The following is an 18,645-nucleotide window of genomic DNA, read 5'->3' on the forward strand; positions in this document are numbered from 1 at the left end:
CGAAAAATTCACGATGCCTGGTCGAGTTCAAATGCCTTGTGCAGCGCGCGGACGGCCAGCTCCATGTATTTCTCGTCGATCAGCACCGAAATCTTGATTTCGGACGTCGAGATCATCTGGATGTTGATGCCCTCTTCCGACAGCGTGCGGAACATCTTGCTCGCGACGCCCACGTGCGAACGCATGCCGACGCCGACCACCGACACCTTCGACACCTTCGGGTCGCCCTGCACCTGCTCGGCACTCACATGGCCCTTCACCTGGTTGGTGAGGATGTCCATCGCCTTCTGGTAGTCGCCACGGCCGACCGTGAACGTGAAGTCGGTCTTGCCCTGGACGCTCTGGTTCTGGATGATCATGTCGACGTCGACGTTCGCATCCGCGACCGGGCCGAGGATCTGATACGCGATGCCCGGCTTGTCGGGCACGCCCATCACCGCAATGCGTGCTTCGTCGCGCTGGAACGCGATGCCGGAAATGACTGCCTTTTCCATGGTCTCGTCTTCTTCAAAAGTAATCAGGGTGCCCGAGCGCATTTCTTCGTCGAGCGCAATCAGCGGATCGGTCAGGCTCGACAGCACGCGCGTCTTCACCTGGAATTTGCCGGCGAATTCGACCGAGCGGATCTGCAGGACCTTCGAGCCGAGGCTGGCCATTTCCAGCATTTCCTCGAACGTCACGCGATCGAGGCGTCGCGCCTCTTCGACAACGCGCGGATCGGTCGTGTAGACGCCGTCGACGTCCGTATAAATCAGGCACTCTTCGGCACCCAGCGCAGCCGCGACCGCCACCGCCGACGTATCCGAGCCGCCACGGCCCAGCGTCGTGATGTGACCGTCCGGATCGACGCCCTGGAAACCCGTGATGATCACGACCTTGCCTGCATTCAGATCGGCCTTCACGCGCTCGTCGTCGATCGAGTGAATGCGCGCTTTCGTGAACGCGCTGTCGGTCTTGATCGGCACTTGCCAGCCCGCGTAGCTCACGGCCTCGACGCCGATTTCCTGCAACGCGATCGACAGCAGGCCGACGCTGACCTGCTCGCCGGTCGACGCGATCATGTCGAGCTCGCGCGGGCTCGGCTGGCTCGAAATCTCTTTCGCGAGACCGAGCAGACGGTTGGTTTCGCCGGACATCGCCGAAGGCACGACCACCATCTGGTGCCCGGCCTGATGCCATTTTGCGACGCGTTTCGCGACGTTCTTGATGCGCTCGACCGAGCCCATCGAAGTGCCGCCGTATTTGTGTACGATGAGTGCCATTGTCGTTCTGAACTGGAGGAGAAACCGCACGGGCGCGCTGGACAGGCCGCGTAGCCGTTCGGTCACGCGGCTTGTGGCTGTGGACGGACGACGAGGGGGACGGCTGGGACGCAACGCGCAAGCGTGACGGATTTTGCCCGGAAGGCCGATCAGGCCGCGCAAACCGGGTACGTCACGCGGAAAACCTGCACAAATCGCTCAAAAATCGAGCCGAGCAAACGACCGAGCGTACCCGATAGAGGCCCGCTTGACAAGCCGCTCGCCGCGTCCAGGGCCGTTCCGGCGCTGTTTACCAAATGGTGAAAATGCGCGCGCTGTCGCGCCGCCAGCGGCCTGTCGCCATCAAGCGATCTGCAGGTCCGGACGCCACTCGATCCGGCGCCACATGCCGTCGCCGGACGCCCCGCCCACGGACAAGCCGACATCGCGGTTCACGCCGAGGCGCGGCACATAGATCAGCCGGTCGCCGACGAACAGCAGCGGCACGTCGCGCTGCCAAGCCGGCACGCCGCGCTCCTGGAACAGGTTCTTCAGCGTGCGGCCCGGCCCGCCCGGCGACGTACGCATCCGCTCGCCGCCCGCACGGGCGCGCACCGCCAGCCGCGCGGCGCGCAGCAGCGCCTCCGGCACCGCATCGGCGCCTCCCGCGTCGGCCGGCGCGAACACGAACGTACCGCGCCATCCCGGCAGGTGCCAGACTTCCTGCCCGTCCCACGCGAGCACCGATTCCGGATGCGGTGTCCCGGTGCCGTCATCGGCCGGTTCGCTGCTGTCGCCCGCTTCCCAGTAGATGACATCGCGATAAAGCCGCAGGCATTGCCCCGCGTGATCGACGCGCAACGCATGGGCGTCGTGTGCGGCTCGCAGCTGCCGCATCATGTTGGCGAGCCGGGCGGCTGACGCGCCCGGCAAACCGAGCCGGCGCATCCAGAAGCGCAGCAGGTTCGCGCCGCGCGTATCGTCGAACGCGACCAGTGCATCGCGCGACAGCGCATGCCCGTCATCGCGCGCGGCAACGGCGAAGTCGAGTTCGGCCAGGTCGTCGAGCAGCCGCTGGGCGGCGGCTGCATGCTGGGCCGCGCGGCCCAGCGCGTCACGAAAGCCCGGAAAATGCACGGCCAGCACCGGCAGCACATCGATGCGCAGCGCATTGCGCGCATAGCGCGTATCGCTGTTCGATTCGTCATCGATCCATGCCAGGTCGTGCTGCTCCGCATAGCGCTCGAGTTGCGCGCGCAACAGTCGCAGCAGCGGGCGCACGCGCTCGACGCTCACGCCGTCAGGGCGGTAACGCGGCGCCATCGCGGCAAGCCCGGCGATCCCCGCACCGCGCAACAACTGCAGCAACACGGTTTCGGCCTGGTCGTCCGCATGCTGCGCGAGCCACAGCGCGGTCGCGCCGTGGTGTTCGCACATCTCGTCGAGCGCCGCATAGCGCCGCTCGCGCGCCGTCGCCTCGACGCCGAGGCCGCTGTCGCGCGGCACGTCGACGCGCATCGATTCGAATGCGACGCCGAGCCCGGTCGCGCTCGCCTCGGCATGCGCAACCCACGCGTCGGCGTTCGCACTCAGCCCGTGATGCACGTGCAGCGCGACGCAACGCGACGCGCCCGCGACACGCACGGCCGCGTCGAGCAGCACCGTCGAGTCGAGGCCGCCGCTATAGGCGATCGCAATGCGCGCATCGGGCGGCATGCCGGAAAGCGCAACGCCGACCGCGTCGAGGACGACGCGGTCGGCGGAGAATTCGGTCGGTGGGATCACGAGAGGAACGCGCGCGCAGCGGCGCGCGTATTGAGCACGCGGCCGGTCATGCGCCCGGCGTCGTTTCCTTGAACTTGCCGTAGGCCATCAGGCGTTCGAAGCGGCGCTCGCGCAGCGCATCGATGCTCATGCCCTGGAACTGGCGCAGCGAATCGGCGAGCGCACGGCGCAGCAGCGCAGCCATGCCCTTCGGATCGCGATGCGCGCCGCCGAGCGGCTCGTTGATGATCTTGTCGATCAGGCCGAGCGCCTTCAGGCGGTGCGCGGTCAGGCCCAGCGCTTCCGCGGCTTCCGGCGCCTTCGCGGCGCTCTTCCACAGGATCGACGCGCAGCCTTCCGGCGAGATCACCGAGTAGGTCGAGAACTGCAGCATCATCACGGTGTCGGCCACGGCGATCGCCAGCGCGCCGCCCGAACCGCCCTCGCCGATCACCGTCGTGATGATCGGCGTCTTCAGCTCGGCCATCACGTACAGGTTGCGGCCGATCGCTTCCGACTGGCCACGCTCTTCCGCGCCGATGCCCGGGTACGCGCCCGGCGTGTCGACGAACGTGAAGATCGGCAGCCCGAACTTTTCGGCGAGACGCATCAGGCGTTCGGCCTTGCGATAGCCTTCCGGACGCGGCATCCCGAAGTTGCGCGCGGCGCGTTCCTTCGTGTCGCGGCCCTTCTGGTGACCGATCACCATGCACGGATGGCCGCCGAAGCGCGCGAGACCGCCGACGATCGACAGGTCGTCCGCGAATGCACGGTCGCCGTGCAGTTCGTGAAAATCGGTAAACAGTTCCGCAACGTAATCGAGCGTGTACGGACGCTGCGGATGCCGCGCGATCTGCGAAACCTGCCACGGCGACAGGTTCGCGTAGAGGTCTTTCGTCAGTTGCTGGCTTTTCTTCGACAGCCGCTCGATTTCTTCCGAAATGTCGACAGCCGAGTCGTCCTGCACGAATCGCAGCTCTTCGATCTTGGCCTCGAGTTCGGCGATCGGCTGTTCGAAATCCAGAAACGTGGTCTTCATGTGTTCGAATCCTTGGGTCTTGCGGCAGCGCGTATTCTACCCGCGCGGGCGACGCTCAAAACCGGCTCTCAACTATTGATGTTTAAAACCCGATAGCCGCTACTCAGGCGTCGGCGTCGGGCGCATCGAGGCTGCGCCACATGTACCAGGTCGCAACGGTGCGCCACGGCTCCCAGTTGGCCGCGACCTCGCGCGCCTCGCTGCGCGTGACGGGTTCCCCGCTGAAGTAATTGACGCTGATCGCGCGGATCAGGCCCGGGTCGTCGAGCGGCAGGACATCCGGCCGCGACAGGTTGAAGATCAGGAACATCTCGGCCGTCCAGCGGCTGATGCCGCGGATCTGCGTGAGTTCCGCGATCACGTCCTCGTCGTCCATCGACGTCCATTTGTCGACGTGCAGCGCGCCCGACACGAAATGCTGCGCGAGATCGAGGATGTATTCCGTCTTACGCTTCGACAGCCCGCACGCGATCAGCTTGTCCGCGCCGAGCCGGATGACCGGCTGCGGCGCGAGTTTCGGACAGGCATCCCCGATGCGTGCCCACAGCGACTGCGCGGACGGCACCGAAATCTGCTGGCCGACGACCGAGCGCGCGAGCGTGACGAACGGGTCGCCGCGCTTCACGAGATGCGCGGGACCGAACTTTGGAATCAGTTTCTTCAGGATCCGGTCGCGCTTGACGAGGTCGGCGCATGCCTTATCCCAGTAAGCAGGACGCACGACGACCTCCTCGCCGTCCGCTTCGGACGCACGTGCCTTGCGGGCCGCGTCGGCGGCCGGCTGCACGGCCGCCGGCTGCGCATGACCGTTGAGCGCGCCGTTCGGCACGGCGCGCGTCGCGTCCGTCTTCGCCGGCGGCACGCGCTTGGCTGCCGGACGCGCGGCGACCGGGGTCGCGCGCCTGACCGGCGCTTTTCTAGCCGTTGCCATCTTGCCTCCTACCTGACGGATCGGTCAGTGGAACGCACCGCGCTCATACGCGACGCCATTCGGTCGATCCGCCCGGTTTGTCTTCAAGTGCGATACCGGTCTCGAGCAGTTCTGCCCGGATCCGGTCCGCTTCGGCATAGTCCTTCGCTTGCTTCGCCGCGACGCGCGCGGCGATCTTCGCTTCGATCTCGTCGGGGGCGAGCCCGCCCGCCTGCGCAGCGCCCGACGCCTGCTGCAGGAACGCGCGCGGTTCGCGGCCCAGCAGGCCGAGCAGGCCCGCCAGCTGTTTCAGTTGCCGCGCGAGCGATGCGTCGCGCGTGCGATTCACCTCGCCCGCCAGCTCGAACAACGTTGCCACCGCGACCGGCGTGTTGAAGTCGTCGTTCATCGCAGCCGCGAAACGCTGTGCGTGCGGCTCGTTCCAGTCGAGCGCGAGCATGTCGGCCTCGACATCCTTCAGCGCGGTGTAGAGGCGCGTGAGCGACGCGCGCGCATCGTCGAGATGCACGTCGCTGTAATTGAGCGGCGAACGGTAGTGCGTGCGCACGATGAAGAAGCGCATGACTTCCGCGTCGTAGCGCTCCAGCACTTCGCGGATCGTGAAGAAGTTGCCGAGCGATTTCGACATCTTCTCGTTGTCGACCTGCACGAAGCCGTTGTGCATCCAGTAATTGACGAACGTCTGGCCGGTCGCGCCTTCGCTCTGCGCGATCTCGTTCTCATGGTGCGGGAATTGCAGATCCTGCCCGCCGCCGTGGATGTCGAAATGCTCGCCGAGCAGCGTGCAGCCCATCGCCGAGCACTCGATGTGCCAGCCCGGGCGGCCCATCCCGTACCTGGACGCCCACGACGCGCCTTCCGGATCTTCCGGCTTCGCCCGTTTCCACAGCACGAAGTCGAGCGGATCTTCCTTCGCGTCGTTCGCGGCAACGCGCTCGCCCGCGCGAAGATCGTCGAGTGACTTGCCCGACAGCTTCCCGTAGTTCGCGAACTTGCGCACCGAGTAATTGACGTCGCCGTCGGCCGCCTGGTACGCGTAGCCGTTCGTCTCGAGCGTCTCGATCATGCCGAGCATCTGCGGAATGAACGCGGTCGCGCGCGGCTCGATGTCGGGCCGCTGGATGCCGAGCGCGCTTTCATCGTCGTGCATCGCGCCGATGAACCGGTCGGTCAGCGACTTGATCGTCTCGCCGTTCTCGACTGCGCGGCGGATGATCTTGTCGTCGATGTCGGTGATGTTGCGCACATACGTGACCCGGTAACCGATCGCACGCAACCAGCGCTGGACGAGGTCGAACACGACCAGCATGCGCGCGTGGCCCACGTGACAATAGTCGTAGACGGTGATTCCGCATACGTACATCCGCACTTCGCCGGACTGGCGCGGCACGAAAACTTGCTTGTCACGCGCGAGCGTGTTGTAGATGCGCAGTGATTCCATAGAGATGAACCGTGAGCCGAAGGAAACCGCCCTGGCGAAGCTCGCCCAGCATGCGAAACGGACGGACCATCTGCTGCGGCACCAGGCCGAGCGTCCTCGCTATCACATGGGGCGGTCAGGCTGCAAGCACAGCGGTGACGGCCACGAGAGGCTAAGAAAGACTGCCTGCGGCTCGCCGGAACGCGCAGACGTTTTGTTAGAATGGCTCGGAGTATAACATTCCGATTTACGCCTATGAAACCTCATCGCGGCCGCGCGCCGAGCGCTGCGACCCTCGTTGCGACCACCGTCATGGGCGTCGCGCTGACGCTGTTCGCGGCCCCCGCGGCGCATGCGCAGAAGGCCCCGGCCACCGCCGACGGCACCCCCGAAATCGACACGTCGATCGCCGGCAAGCAGTGGAAGCAGGCGCTCGCGCAGCTCGACGCGCGCATCGCGTCGAACCCGCACGACGTGCAGGCGCAGTTCAAGCGCGGCACCGTGCTGGCCCGCCTGAACCGCGACGACGACGCGATCCAGCAGTTCGTCGCGATCACGCAGGCGTACCCCGAGCTGCCCGAGCCGTACAACAACCTTGCGGCGCTTTACGCGAAGCATGGCCGATACGACGAAGCGCGCACCGCGCTCGTCACGGCGACCCAATCGAACCCGAGCTACTCCCTCGCGTACGAGAACCTCGGCGACCTTTACCTGCGCCTCGCGGCCGAATCGTACAAGCGTGCGCAATCGCTCGGCCGCACGAGCGGCGCGACCGCCCAGCGCCTGGCCGATCTCCAGAAGATCGTGTCGCCGCCGAAGGCCGCGCCGAACGCCCGCGCGGCCGCACCGGCCACGCGCGATTACACCAACCGCGCAGCCTCGAACGTGAGCACCACCACGCTGCCGATGTCGCCGACGTTCCAGTTCAGCGGTCCGTCGGGCGCACTGGCGGCGCCGTACGTCGCGCCGTCGCAATAAGCGGCGCGGCCTTCTTTCCCTCCCAACCTGAGGATCGCAATGAAACGTCTGTTGCTGGCGCTTGGCGGCGCCGCCCTTCTCGCGACCGCGACCGCACCTGCGTTCGCACAATCGGCTACCGCGCACCCCGTCGTGCAGCTGAAGACCTCGCAGGGCGACATCCGCGTCGAGCTCTACCCGGAGAAGGCGCCGAAGTCGGTGGCCAACTTCCTCGATTACGTGAAGGCCGGCCAGTACAACGGCACGATCTTCCATCGGGTGATCAAGGGCTTCATGATCCAGGGCGGCGGCTACAAGACCAACTTCGAGGAGAAGCCGACCCGCGCGCCGATCCCGCTGGAAAGCCGCAATGGTCTGAAGAACCTGACGGGCACGATCGCGATGGCGCGTACGAGCGACCCGAACTCGGCCACCGCGCAGTTCTTCATCAACACGGTCGACAACAGCGGCCTCGACTACCCGAACCCGGACGGCAACGGCTATGCGGTGTTCGGCAAGGTCGTGTCGGGCCTCGACGTCGTGAAGAAGATCGAAGGCGTCGCGACGACCTCGCGCGGCCCGATGCAGGACGTGCCCGCGCAGCCGATCGTGATCGAATCGGCCAGCATCGTCTCGAAGTAAGAACCTGCCGGCACGTCCGGCGACTCACGCGGCCGCGTCGCACGACCGGCCGCGTGCCATTTAAACCGCCTCACCGAAGGAATTCATCATGGTTGAACTGCATACGAACCACGGCGTGATCAAGCTCGAGCTCGACGCCGAAAAGGCACCGAAGTCGGTCGAGAACTTCCTGAACTACGTGAAGAAGGGCCACTACGACGGCACCGTGTTCCATCGCGTGATCAACGGCTTCATGATCCAGGGCGGCGGCTTCGAGCCGGGCCTGAAGCAGAAGCCGACCGACGCGCCGATCGACAACGAGGCGAACAACGGCCTGAAGAACGACAACTACACGGTCGCGATGGCACGCACGAACGATCCGCACTCGGCCACCGCCCAGTTCTTCATCAACGTGAACGACAACGACTTCCTGAACCACTCGTCGCCGACGCCGCAGGGCTGGGGCTACGCGGTGTTCGGCAAGGTCGTCGAAGGCCAGGACGTGGTCGACAAGATCAAGGGTGTCAAGACGGGCAACGCTGGGTTCCACCAGGACGTGCCGGCCGACGACGTCGTGATCGAAAAGGCCGTCGTGGTCTGACGCACGGTTACGGAGACACTTCGATGTTGCAGGAGAGTCCGCCGCGAAGCGTCTCCGCGGGCGTGCCGGGCGAGCGCGAGTACGCGCAAGCCGCACGCCCGTTCCTGTTTCTCTCCGATCTGCATCTGAGCGAAGCGATTCCGAAGACGGTCGCCGCGTTCGAGCATTTCGTGAAATACACCGCCGACAGCGCCGACTCGGTGTTCATCCTCGGTGATCTTTTCGAATACTGGATCGGCGACGACATCCTCGACGACGATCCGTTCGCGGCCCGCATGGCCGCGCTGATGCACACGTTCTCCGAGCGCGGGATCGCGCTCTACGTGATGCACGGCAACCGAGATTTCCTGCTCGGCCGGCGCTTCATGAAGGCAGCCGGCGCGATGCTGCTGCCCGATCCATCGCTGATCATGGCCTTCGGCCAGCGCATCGTGCTCGCGCACGGCGACGCGCAATGCACGGCCGACCGCGGCTACCAGGTGTTCCGCCGCTTCGCGCGCAACCGCGTCGCGCAATGGCTGTTTCTCGCGTGGCCGTTCCGCTGGCGCCGCGCGCTCGCGCAGCGCATGCGCTCGAACAGCGAAGCGGGCCGGATGCGCCCTGCTTCGGCCATCTACGATGTCACGCGTGAAGGCGTGGCCGCCCTGTTCCGGAAGAGCCGCGCGAGCGTAATCATTCACGGCCACACGCATCGCCCCGCGCGCCACCTGGAACCGGGCGGCATCCGCTGGGTGCTGCCCGACTGGGATCTCGATCACGGCGCGCCGCGCGGCGGCTACCTGCGCGTCGACGCGGAAGGCATCCACGCGATGCCGCTCGACTGACGCCGCCGTCGCGCTGACCGGCGGCCGTCGGCACGCATCGCGTTCGTTACATCTGGCGTTCGACCGTCTTTCCTTCCAGCACCGCCGATAGCCTGCGCAAGTCGAGGCGCGCCGCATCGGCGCCCTGCAGCGTTTCCAGATGCGTACCGAGCTGTTCGAGCGCCGCGACGATCTCGTCGACACGCCGGCTTTCCTTCGCCGCGTGATCGATCAGGCCGTGGATCGCGAGCGACATCGGATCGTCGGCGTTCGGCGTGATCCCGTACGCGCAGAATGCCGCGCGCTCGGGCTGCGGCTTCGGCTGCGCGGGCATCACGATGCGCGCCGGATTGCCGACCGCCGTGCCGCCTGCCGGCACCGGCTTCACGACGACCGCGTTCGAGCCGATCTTCGCCCCCGCCCCGACCGTGAAACCGCCGAGCACCTTCGCGCCCGCGCCGACGATCACGCCGGCTTCGAGCGTCGGGTGGCGCTTCGCGCCGCGCGTAAGCGACGTGCCGCCCAGCGTCACGCCCTGATAGATCGTGCAGTCGTCGCCGATGATCGCCGTCTCGCCGATCACGACACCCATGCCGTGGTCGATGAACACGCGCCGGCCGATCGTCGCGCCGGGGTGGATTTCGATGCCCGTCAGGAACCGGCCGGCCTGTGACGCGAAACGCGCGAGCCAGTAGCGCTTCACGCGCCAGCATGCGTGCGCGAAACGATGCAGCACGAGCGCATGCAGCCCCGGATAACAGGTCAGCACTTCCCACGCACTGCGAGCGGCGGGATCCCGCTCGCGAATCGTTGCAACGTCTTCGCGCAGTCTCGTGAACATGATGTGGTCTGGGAAAAGGCCGGCGCGCATCGCCGGCAATGCCCGGCCGTTATCGCGCCGGGTAATTTGCTTATGACGTCCGGCGATTGTAGGGCGAGTCGCGCACGGCCGCACGAGCCCGCGCGTTCACCCCGCAGCCGGCGCGGGTATTCGGGCGGAACGCTTGCTGCTGCTGAGTTTGCGGGATGGTCGACCGGGCCGGGCGATCCGGCGCGGCGCTTCCGGCGGCCGACGTAGCACCGGCCCGGCGAGACGACTGCCCCCGGGTGCCGAGGCATCCGGCAGCCGGCAGCCGGTGCGCTGGCCGATTACGCGTCGTCGCCCGGCTTGCCCGATTTCAGCAGGATGTGCTTCGCGACGCCACGCAGGATGTTGACCTCCTCGCGCTCGAGGCCCGTGCGCGCGAACAGGCGCCGCAACCGCGGCATCAGCTTCTTCGGGTTGCGCGGATCGAGGAAATCGAGCGCGATCAGCGCGTTCTCGAGGTGCACGTACATCCGCTCGATTTCGTCGCTCTGCGCAAGCGTGCCGACTTCGGCCGACGGTTGCGCCAACGGCTCGCTCGCCTGCTCGAGAAACGCGACGCGCAGCTCGTACGCGAGCACCTGCACCGCCTGCGCGAGATTCAGCGAACTGTAGGCCGGGTTCGCCGGGATGTGCGCCAGCGCGCTGCACTGCTCGACGTGCTCGTTCGCGAGGCCCGTACGCTCGTTGCCGAACACGAGCGCGATGTCGCCCGTGCCGACCTGTGCGCACGCCTGCGTGGCGGCCGCACGCGGTGCGAGACGCGGCGGCCCGTATTCGCGCGTGCGCGCGGTCAGCGCGATCGACCAGTGAACGCCGGACAACGCGTCGCCGAGCGTCGGCACGACATGCGCGGACGCGAGGACGTCGTCCGCGCCGCTGGCCATCGCGATCGCCTCGGGATCGCTCTGGACGTGCGGCACACGCGGTGCAACCAGCACGAGACGCGAGAAGCCCATCGTCTTCAGCGCGCGGGCGGCTGCCCCGACATTGCCGGGATGGCTCGGCTCGACGAGCACGAAACGGGTAGACGTGAAGCCGCCAGATGGCGGCCGGGACGAGGCCGCGCCCGGCTCGGACGGCGCGGCGGTGATCTGCGGGGTTTCCACTACGATACGACTCGGTTCATCAGAATGGCAGTATGGTATCGCCATCGCCGCAGCAAACCCACTCGTCCGGACGGATAGTGGGGGTTTCCCCGTACTCCGGTCGCCTGAAACCGCCAAAAATCGGGTAAAATCATGCCTTTACGCGCCGCACACCGTGCGGCGCGGGTCGTACCCCGTTCTTTGTCAATTCGCGTCTCACCTCGCCTGCCACGCTTGCGCCGTGCGGGCGGTTGTTCCACTTCGTGGCGGCCCGTGCCGCCGGCTACAGGATCCAGGCTCATGCATCCCATGCTCAACATTGCTGTCAAGGCTGCGCGCCGCGCCGGACAGATCATCAATCGCGCGTCCCTCGATCTCGACCTGATCGAGATCCGCAAGAAGCAGCAGAACGACTTCGTCACCGAAGTGGACAAGGCCGCCGAAGACGCGATCATCGAGACGCTGAAGACCGCCTACCCCGACCACGCGATCCTCGCCGAGGAATCGGGCGAATCGGAGAACGAATCCGAATTCAAGTGGATCATCGATCCGCTCGACGGCACGACCAACTTCATCCACGGCTTCCCGTACTACTGCGTGTCGATCGCACTAGAGCACAAGGGCGTCGTCACGCAGGCTGTCGTCTACGACCCGAACAAGAACGACCTGTTCACGGCCACCCGCGGCCGCGGTGCGTACCTGAACGACCGCCGCATCCGCGTCGGCCGCCGCGACCGCCTGTCGGACGCACTGGTCGGCACGGGCTTCCCGTTCCGCGAAAAGGACGGCCTCGATGCATACGCGCGCCTCTTCATCGAAATGACGCAGGCCTGCACGGGCCTGCGCCGTCCGGGCGCGGCCGCGCTCGATCTCGCGAACGTCGCGGCCGGCCGCCTCGACGCGTTCTTCGAGCAAGGCATCAACGTGTGGGACATGGCTGCGGGCAGCCTGCTGATCACCGAGGCCGGCGGCCTCGTCGGCAACTACACGGGCGACGCCGATTTCCTGCATCGCCATGAGATCGTCGCTGCGAACCCGAAGATCTACGCGCAGATGATCCCGATCCTGAATCGTTACAGCCGAGTCCACCCGGCAGCGGAGTAAAAGCCCGAGCCGCGCCCGCATGGCGCGGCTTTTGCGCAAACCGCTCGCGGGCATCGTCACGATCGCGCGCCGTTCGCCTCCCGATTACCCGGGAGGCGCGACAATCTTCCGTGCACAAGGGGCGCTTCGTGCGCCTATCCTGAAGTTGCCTGAGTTGTCCGGGCGGGTCGGCGTACTGCTGCTCGCCCTGCTTTTCCCGCAATGACAATGAATGGTTTGCGTCCGGCAGGCCCGCGCGACGAACAACGCCGCCGCCGACATACCGGCCCCACCTGTATCAACATCGCCACGACGCCGTGGCAATCGCATCCGAGTCCCCATGTTACGGCTAAGCGAAATTAAACTCCCCCTCGACCACCCCGAAAGCGCACTCGAGGCCGCCATTCGCGCGCGCCTCGCCGAGCTTGGCGTGGCGGCGGACGAGCTCCTCCGTTACACCGTGTTCCGCCGCGCGCACGATGCGCGCAAGCGTTCGGACATCAAGCTCACGTATATCGTCGATCTCGAGGTCAAGGACGAAGCGGCCGCGCTCGAGCGCATGGCCGGCAAACCGCATTGCGGCGTGACGCCCGACATGGCGTACCACTTCGTCACGAAGGCGCCCGAGCACGCCGATTTCCTGCGCCCGGTCGTGATCGGCATGGGGCCGTGCGGCCTGTTCGCGGGGCTGATCCTCGCGCAAATGGGTTTTCGCCCCATCATCCTCGAACGCGGCAAGGCCGTGCGCGAGCGCACCAAGGACACCTTCGGCCTGTGGCGCAAGAGCGTGCTCAACCCCGAATCCAACGTGCAGTTCGGCGAAGGCGGGGCCGGGACGTTTTCCGACGGCAAGCTGTACAGCCAGATCAAGGATCCCAACCACTATGGCCGCAAGGTGCTGGACGAATTCGTCAAGGCCGGTGCACCGGAAGACATCCTGTATCTGAGCCGGCCGCACATCGGCACGTTCCGCCTCGTCAGCATGGTGGAAAAAATGCGTGCGTCCATCCACGAACTGGGTGGTGAAGTGCGTTTCGAAACGCGGGTCGACGACATCGAGATCGATCAGGGCAAGGTGCGCTCGCTGACGCTCTCGAACGGGGAGACGCTGCGGTGCGACCACGTGGTGCTGGCCGTGGGCCACAGCGCGCGCGACACCTTCCAGATGCTGCACGATCGCGGCGTCTATGTCGAAGCCAAGCCGTTCTCGCTGGGTTTTCGCATCGAACATCCGCAGGGGCTGATCGATCGCAGTCGCTTCGGCAAGTTCGCGGGCCACAAGCAGCTCGGTGCGGCCGACTACAAGGTGGTTCACCACGCCAATAACGGCCGGGCCGTCTACAGCTTCTGCATGTGTCCGGGCGGCACGGTGGTCGCAGCGACCTCCGAGCCGGGCCGCGTCGTCACCAACGGCATGAGCCAGTACTCGCGCGCCGAGCGCAACGCGAATGCGGGCATCGTCGTCGGCATCACGCCGGACGACTATCCCGGCGGCCCGCTGGCGGGCATCGCGTTCCAGCGCAAATGGGAAGAGCGCGCGTTCGAACTCGGCGGCGGCGATTACCGCGCGCCGGGCCAGCTGGTCGGCGATTTCATCGCAGGCCGGCCGTCGACGTCGCTGGGTTCCGTCGAGCCGTCGTACAAGCCTGGCGTGAATCCGACCGACCTCAGCACCGCGCTGCCGGATTACGTGATCGAAGCCATCCGCGAAGCCCTGCCCGAGATCGACAAGAAGATCGCCGGCTTCGCGATGCACGATGCGGTGCTCACCGGCGTGGAGACGCGCACTTCGTCACCGATCCGGATTCGACGCAAGGACGACTACCAGAGCATGAATGTGAATGGCCTGTATCCGGCCGGCGAAGGCGCCGGGTATGCGGGCGGCATCTATTCGGCGGCGATCGACGGTATCGAAGTCGCGCAAGCAGTCGCCCTCAGCATGACGTCGGGACGCACGTCCTGACCAGCCGGACAAAGTCGGCGTGCGAAGGTCCGTGACCTGAGTACGCCGACCTTTGCATGTCCGCCGCCCAATGTGCTTCATCGACGCTCAGCCATGGCGCGCTTTCGGCATTCCCGTCAACACACGCCGGGAATTAGCCGGTACCGAACCTTCGCTTTGTACGCACGATAATCGGCGTCTTCCGACAGCACCCGCTCTTCCATGCTGATTCGACCGATCTGCAACAGCATCCAGATACCGATCATGAGCAAGTTTCGCGTACTGAAGTTTGCAAGCAGGAAACCGATTTCGGACAACAGATAACCGGCATAGATCGGGTGACGCATGAACCGGTACGCACCGGTCGAGACGACCCCGCGATTGGCTGGCAGCAAACCGAACGAGCGCCCGAGCGACAGTTTCGCGAACAGTTGCCACGCAATCCCGCAAATTTGCCAGGCGCCCCCCGCCCACTCCGGAATCAGTTGTGTACTGGCGGTCAGCTGATAGGTCAGGCAGTAGAACGAACCGCCCAGAGAAAAGCACACGGCGACGGGATGCCAGTCACGCCGTTTCGGCAATTTCGCAAAAGCCGACATGCCGACGGTCAGTACTGCGGAAACCAGCAGCAGGATCAACGTGATCCGGCTCGGGTCCAATCGCCACGGCGTATAAATCAGCCAAGCAAATACGCCCAGCACGGTCACTGAAGACACGCGAGCGCAAAGCTCGATCAGGCTGATCCGCTCCGACTCATCCGCGACCGCTGTAACGTGCGGCACCAGGGTACTTTGCGCGCACACGCCCCCCGCATCCTGTATGGCCTGCTTCATGTTTGTGCCCCGTAGCTTATTGCGTTTTTATTTATATTGCCGGTTCAGACTAGCACGCTCCCTCGATTGAAACTCGCCTAAGTTTCAGTTTTGCGAGGTTGATTGGTATAAGTCCCGAGAGCCTGGGCAAATATAAAGGCTGTGTAACTGGATTAAGCGGCCTGCCAAACGTTTCACCGTTCGTGGCGCTGTCCAGGCGGACGAAATCGTCTGCGATCCGCGGTAATGGGTGGCTTGTATCCCTTGCAAAAAAAGGGCCGAATGACAGCCGCAGACCCAGTGGCCATGATCGAAACCGAACGACGGCGCTGCGCAGCGAGATTCGAAGGCGCGGCACTCTGTCCGACGTCCGAACACACGCTCTGATATGCGGGGCCCCGTCAGCACGCGAGGGTTCGCGCGATCGTCCACACCTGGCCGAACGGCGAACTTCGCGCGCGCACATGGAAGCGACTGGCAAACTCGGGCAACCAAAGCGGCAACTTCACGCCTGACCTATGGCCATGCTGTCGCCCGACGTCTTTGCCGGCCACACCCCGATGATGCCGCAGTACCCGCGCCACGCCAGACAGGGCTTTACAGTAAAGCTATGCCGCAAGCTACGCCGTAACCGGCAACGTCGCATTGCGACGCTGCAGCTAATCCTTCGGCGCGGACGAGAGAGGAGTCCAGTGCGTGTACTCCGACTGAAGCAGCGCGACGTGATCGAATCGAACTGCCCTCGGAGCAACGCGAACGCAGCCTTCCATCCCGTCACGGCATGCTGCAACGACACTGTCCGGCACGGGACACTTTCGTCATGGATAGCTCCATGAGTCGACGGCCACTTCCTCGCATGCCATGCGCCAAACATTCGCTTCAATGTCGAAGCGTTCACAAGTTCCCGAAATGGCACAGGGCTCATCGAAATCACGATCCGCTCAATTCAATGCTTCGGAGATGGCAGTTGCATAAGTCAAAGACACTCACGGAGTACGAATTGCCCATGAATCGCCTGGAAACGTGGTGGATATAGGCGAATTTGCCCGACTGCCGGCGAGCATACTTGAGACCCCAATGGCCCAACCGGACACGACGATGGCTTCCTCAAACATGCAAACGATCGTGTGCGGCAAGACTGTCCACGTTGTCTTGATGGCTGATGCTGGAATGGCCAGTATTTTCGTCGTGGATAACGACGACGGTTCCCATCAGTCAAAAATCATGAACGTTCGCCAGTACTTTGATGCCGGCATGGCTGATGAGGGTGTTGCCCGTCACGTACTCAATGTTGTCGTGGCGGCGATTGAGCGGCGTGGTCAGCGCTGGGCGCACTGAACTTCAGCTTGCCCGTTCGTCAAACCGTACAAGACTCGCCCGCGCATTGACGTCAGAGGGTCGTCAACAATCGCAACTGGTGCTCGGTTTCAGTTCCCTTGACCAGCGCATAGCACCGTGTCTCCCGTCGCTCGATCACCGAAAGGCCTTCTGCATCGGAGAAGGTGTTCCATACGACACCGTCAATACTTGCAAATTCGCCGTGAGTTCGCGCAAAGGCACGCAACAGTGGGCTTGCTTCTCGACGAAGAACGACACGGTCCGCATTTAGTACATAAGTCGACCAGCCACCGCGAAGGATCAGGTAGTAGGGTATCGAACGGTGGTCAATTTTCATGAGCAGAGCTGTTTCTTCCGTTGTCATCGCTACGAGGTCCAACAGTTCGCGTTGCCGATGACGTTATTGACTCGAGTGGCGCGCGACCACGGCGGGATGGTGAAGCTGGTCGGAGCGCGGCACTTCTCGATGGCGGAAGCTTATGCTCGCGAGGCTCCCGCAGCAGCCTCGCTCGCGACAACCAAACAGGGAGGAGCAAATGCTCTTCGATACGACAGGATTCCGAATCGATCCAACGCCCCGAAAAGCTGATGGAGAGTACATCGCACATGCAAGAATTACCACGACGCTGCTGGACGGAGGTGACAGAGAGGTGCATTCCAGCGGCGATCTGGATGGTTTCGATGCGCGCGATGATGCGATTGCGTACGCGACGCAATGGGCGCAGGGATGGCTGGCCGCTCAACCTGGCTGAAGGCAAAAGGGAGGTGGCGCAACTGTGGCTTGAACTTCGGGCATCATGGATGCGTTAACACCCTGGGGCGCTTCATTTCCTCGGCTTCCATCGCAGCAGTCGTTCTTCACTTGCGGACACAGATTCCATGGCTTCGTCGATCGAAGCCAAAGCATGTTCGCAGGCCAGTTTCGCCTCTTCAACGGTAGCCTCTAGCTTTTCATCGTCGCTTGGCGGAGGGGAAAGCATGTCTCCGAGCATCATCGCCAACTCAGGGGTGTCCCTTTGTTCGCCCTTCTGCTCCCTCTTCTTTATATAGCGCCGGATTTCCGCGTCTTGCTCGGGCGAGAGTGGAAGGTGTCGAAACGTGTTGCTTGGGTTAGCGTCAATCACGATGTTGCTGCGAAGTTCGAATGCCCCCCTTGGACTGTCCCTGCCATGCGCGCGCACCCTGAAAAAGACGAGGGTGAAGGAGCAGGTTCCTACTTTCGGCAGCGCGAATCCTGAATGCGTTCGAGGCGGGCCCAAAGCTCGTCCACCTGGAGCCCCAGGACCTTGTCTCGCCTGGATTGTGTGCGAAGCTTGTCGAGCTTGACTCTCCAATACGCGGGATCGTTCACAGTCGATCTGTTGATGAAGGCGTGTTGCGCTTGCTCAAGCAGCCCGATTGATCGTCTGATTTGGGCTAATTCGCGTTCCACATCGCAGTACCAGCTCATGCTTGCCGCCTTCTGATTATGATTTTCATCCTGACTTGCTGCACGGCGCGACGGGTGGACCAATCATCCTTCTTGCCGCTGCGAGGCGGCGGCCAGCATGCTGCCTGCGTCGTCCGGCCGCCCTACCTCGTGCCGGGGATCTAGATGGCGACGCCAGGGGGCCCCTCGGCCAGCACGTTGTGCGCGATGTTCATCTAGTACATTTTGCGGGGAGGCAACATGCGCTTCGCCCGTAAGCGCTGCCTTGCAACGGCACTGGCCTTTTTCCGCTTGCGCTCCGTCGTGGGCTTTTCGTAGCTGGTGCGACTGCGCAACTCCCGAATCAACCCGGTCTTTTCAATACTGCGCCGGAATCGCCGCAGCGCGACATCGATTGGTTCGTTGATCTTCAGTGTGACGGTTGTCATGTAACTCCTGTTTGAAAACGTTTGACGGGAAAACTAGCCGAGCCGTGTCATGACGGTGCTCGCTATCTCGTCGGATTCGAACTCCGAATACCCGGCTCCGATTGAAAGTGCTCTCACGGCTGCGAACATTTGCAGCTCTTGTTGATGGCATAGCGCAGAATCGGTCATTCCAGCGGGCAGGACAGCGTCGCTCCGAGTGATCCTGCACCGCCGGATCAGATCAAGAAGCTCGTCGACGATCATTTCGTCCTCCCAATTGCTGGTAAGTCACGTTGCCATCGCG

20 protein-coding genes and 1 pseudogene are annotated in these 18,645 nt (G+C 64.3%); 9 read left to right on the top strand and 12 right to left on the bottom strand.

The window, feature by feature from the left end:
• Window positions 1-8: 8 nt before the first annotated feature.
• From ACPTTF_RS11245 to cysS, 5 genes are all read right to left on the bottom strand, one after another.
• Window positions 9-1,262, bottom strand: coding sequence for an aspartate kinase (locus tag ACPTTF_RS11245; protein ID WP_166960143.1), 1,254 nt, complete (start codon window positions 1,260-1,262; stop codon window positions 9-11).
• A gap of 342 nt (window positions 1,263-1,604) precedes the next feature.
• Window positions 1,605-3,026, bottom strand: coding sequence for a tRNA lysidine(34) synthetase TilS (tilS, locus tag ACPTTF_RS11250; RefSeq protein ID WP_423371208.1), 1,422 nt, complete (start codon window positions 3,024-3,026; stop codon window positions 1,605-1,607).
• A gap of 46 nt (window positions 3,027-3,072) precedes the next feature.
• The gene (locus ACPTTF_RS11255; RefSeq protein ID WP_006478433.1) at window positions 3,073-4,044 is read right to left on the bottom strand and encodes an acetyl-CoA carboxylase carboxyltransferase subunit alpha; all 972 of its coding nucleotides are present in this window, start codon (window positions 4,042-4,044) and stop codon (window positions 3,073-3,075) included.
• A 103-nt stretch (window positions 4,045-4,147) separates the two neighbouring features.
• Window positions 4,148-4,975: a DNA-3-methyladenine glycosylase family protein gene (locus ACPTTF_RS11260; protein WP_166960164.1), complete on the bottom strand. Its 828-nt coding sequence runs from the start codon at window positions 4,973-4,975 to the stop codon at window positions 4,148-4,150.
• Window positions 4,976-5,018: 43 nt separating this feature from the next.
• The gene (cysS, locus tag ACPTTF_RS11265; RefSeq protein ID WP_423371209.1) at window positions 5,019-6,416 is read right to left on the bottom strand and encodes a cysteine--tRNA ligase; all 1,398 of its coding nucleotides are present in this window, start codon (window positions 6,414-6,416) and stop codon (window positions 5,019-5,021) included.
• Between the two features lie 234 nt (window positions 6,417-6,650).
• Here cysS and ACPTTF_RS11270 point away from each other — a divergent pair, with 234 nt between their 5' ends.
• From ACPTTF_RS11270 to ACPTTF_RS11285, 4 genes are all read left to right on the top strand, one after another.
• On the top strand, window positions 6,651-7,373 hold the full coding sequence (locus tag ACPTTF_RS11270; RefSeq protein WP_166960170.1) for a tetratricopeptide repeat protein: 723 nt from the start codon (window positions 6,651-6,653) through the stop codon (window positions 7,371-7,373).
• A 39-nt stretch (window positions 7,374-7,412) separates the two neighbouring features.
• Complete coding sequence (locus ACPTTF_RS11275; protein ID WP_011352517.1) at window positions 7,413-7,994, top strand: peptidylprolyl isomerase; 582 nt, start codon at window positions 7,413-7,415, stop codon at window positions 7,992-7,994.
• Between the two features lie 88 nt (window positions 7,995-8,082).
• Window positions 8,083-8,574, top strand: a complete 492-nt coding sequence (locus ACPTTF_RS11280) for a peptidylprolyl isomerase (protein ID WP_128845247.1) — start codon at window positions 8,083-8,085, stop codon at window positions 8,572-8,574.
• A 23-nt stretch (window positions 8,575-8,597) separates the two neighbouring features.
• Window positions 8,598-9,398, top strand: coding sequence for a UDP-2,3-diacylglucosamine diphosphatase (locus ACPTTF_RS11285; protein WP_176047393.1), 801 nt, complete (start codon window positions 8,598-8,600; stop codon window positions 9,396-9,398).
• Window positions 9,399-9,444: 46 nt separating this feature from the next.
• Here ACPTTF_RS11285 and cysE read toward each other — a convergent pair whose 3' ends face one another.
• Together cysE and ACPTTF_RS11295 are read right to left on the bottom strand one after the other, a co-directional pair.
• Window positions 9,445-10,218, bottom strand: a complete 774-nt coding sequence (cysE, locus tag ACPTTF_RS11290) for a serine O-acetyltransferase (RefSeq protein WP_166960176.1) — start codon at window positions 10,216-10,218, stop codon at window positions 9,445-9,447.
• Between the two features lie 308 nt (window positions 10,219-10,526).
• On the bottom strand, window positions 10,527-11,351 hold the full coding sequence (locus ACPTTF_RS11295; protein ID WP_423371210.1) for an RNA methyltransferase: 825 nt from the start codon (window positions 11,349-11,351) through the stop codon (window positions 10,527-10,529).
• A gap of 279 nt (window positions 11,352-11,630) precedes the next feature.
• Here ACPTTF_RS11295 and ACPTTF_RS11300 point away from each other — a divergent pair, with 279 nt between their 5' ends.
• The 3 genes from ACPTTF_RS11300 to ACPTTF_RS11310 all read left to right on the top strand — a co-directional run bounded on the left by ACPTTF_RS11300 (window position 11,631) and on the right by ACPTTF_RS11310 (window position 14,376).
• Entirely contained in the window at window positions 11,631-12,434 is an 804-nt protein-coding gene (locus ACPTTF_RS11300) for an inositol monophosphatase family protein (RefSeq protein ID WP_423371211.1), read from the top strand.
• Between the two features lie 19 nt (window positions 12,435-12,453).
• The gene (locus ACPTTF_RS11305) at window positions 12,454-12,639 is read left to right on the top strand and encodes a hypothetical protein (RefSeq protein ID WP_166960183.1); all 186 of its coding nucleotides are present in this window, start codon (window positions 12,454-12,456) and stop codon (window positions 12,637-12,639) included.
• A 114-nt stretch (window positions 12,640-12,753) separates the two neighbouring features.
• A complete protein-coding gene (locus tag ACPTTF_RS11310) occupies window positions 12,754-14,376 on the top strand; it encodes an NAD(P)/FAD-dependent oxidoreductase (RefSeq protein ID WP_423371212.1) in 1,623 nt (540 codons plus the stop codon).
• 116 nt (window positions 14,377-14,492) lie between these two features.
• Here the strand turns inward: ACPTTF_RS11310 and ACPTTF_RS11315 are convergent, their stop codons facing one another.
• A complete protein-coding gene (locus ACPTTF_RS11315; RefSeq protein ID WP_423371213.1) occupies window positions 14,493-15,188 on the bottom strand; it encodes a methyltransferase family protein in 696 nt (231 codons plus the stop codon).
• A gap of 1,056 nt (window positions 15,189-16,244) precedes the next feature.
• Between ACPTTF_RS11315 and ACPTTF_RS11320 the strand changes: the two genes are divergently transcribed.
• The gene (locus ACPTTF_RS11320; protein ID WP_423371214.1) at window positions 16,245-16,505 is read left to right on the top strand and encodes a hypothetical protein; all 261 of its coding nucleotides are present in this window, start codon (window positions 16,245-16,247) and stop codon (window positions 16,503-16,505) included.
• A gap of 52 nt (window positions 16,506-16,557) precedes the next feature.
• Here ACPTTF_RS11320 and ACPTTF_RS11325 read toward each other — a convergent pair whose 3' ends face one another.
• Window positions 16,558-16,842 carry a hypothetical protein gene (locus ACPTTF_RS11325; protein WP_166960565.1) on the bottom strand — a complete coding sequence of 95 codons (285 nt, stop codon included), beginning with the start codon at window positions 16,840-16,842 and terminating at the stop codon, window positions 16,558-16,560.
• A gap of 199 nt (window positions 16,843-17,041) precedes the next feature.
• On the opposite strand from ACPTTF_RS11325, the gene ACPTTF_RS11330 reads away from it, so the two are divergent.
• Window positions 17,042-17,257, top strand: a complete 216-nt coding sequence (locus ACPTTF_RS11330) for a hypothetical protein (protein ID WP_423371215.1) — start codon at window positions 17,042-17,044, stop codon at window positions 17,255-17,257.
• Window positions 17,258-17,300: 43 nt separating this feature from the next.
• On the opposite strand, the pseudogene ACPTTF_RS11335 reads toward ACPTTF_RS11330, so the two are convergent.
• The 3 genes and pseudogenes from ACPTTF_RS11335 to ACPTTF_RS11345 form a co-directional block, all read right to left on the bottom strand.
• A pseudogene (locus ACPTTF_RS11335) lies at window positions 17,301-17,629 on the bottom strand (hypothetical protein).
• Window positions 17,630-18,149: 520 nt separating this feature from the next.
• The gene (gene rpsU / locus ACPTTF_RS11340) at window positions 18,150-18,362 is read right to left on the bottom strand and encodes a 30S ribosomal protein S21 (RefSeq protein ID WP_166960198.1); all 213 of its coding nucleotides are present in this window, start codon (window positions 18,360-18,362) and stop codon (window positions 18,150-18,152) included.
• 33 nt (window positions 18,363-18,395) lie between these two features.
• Window positions 18,396-18,605, bottom strand: coding sequence for a hypothetical protein (locus ACPTTF_RS11345; RefSeq protein WP_166960200.1), 210 nt, complete (start codon window positions 18,603-18,605; stop codon window positions 18,396-18,398).
• Between the last annotated feature and the right edge of the window lie 40 nt (window positions 18,606-18,645).

It is taken from the genome of Burkholderia crassaminum (genome assembly GCF_964265005.1).
Lineage (GTDB): Bacteria > Pseudomonadota > Gammaproteobacteria > Burkholderiales > Burkholderiaceae > Burkholderia.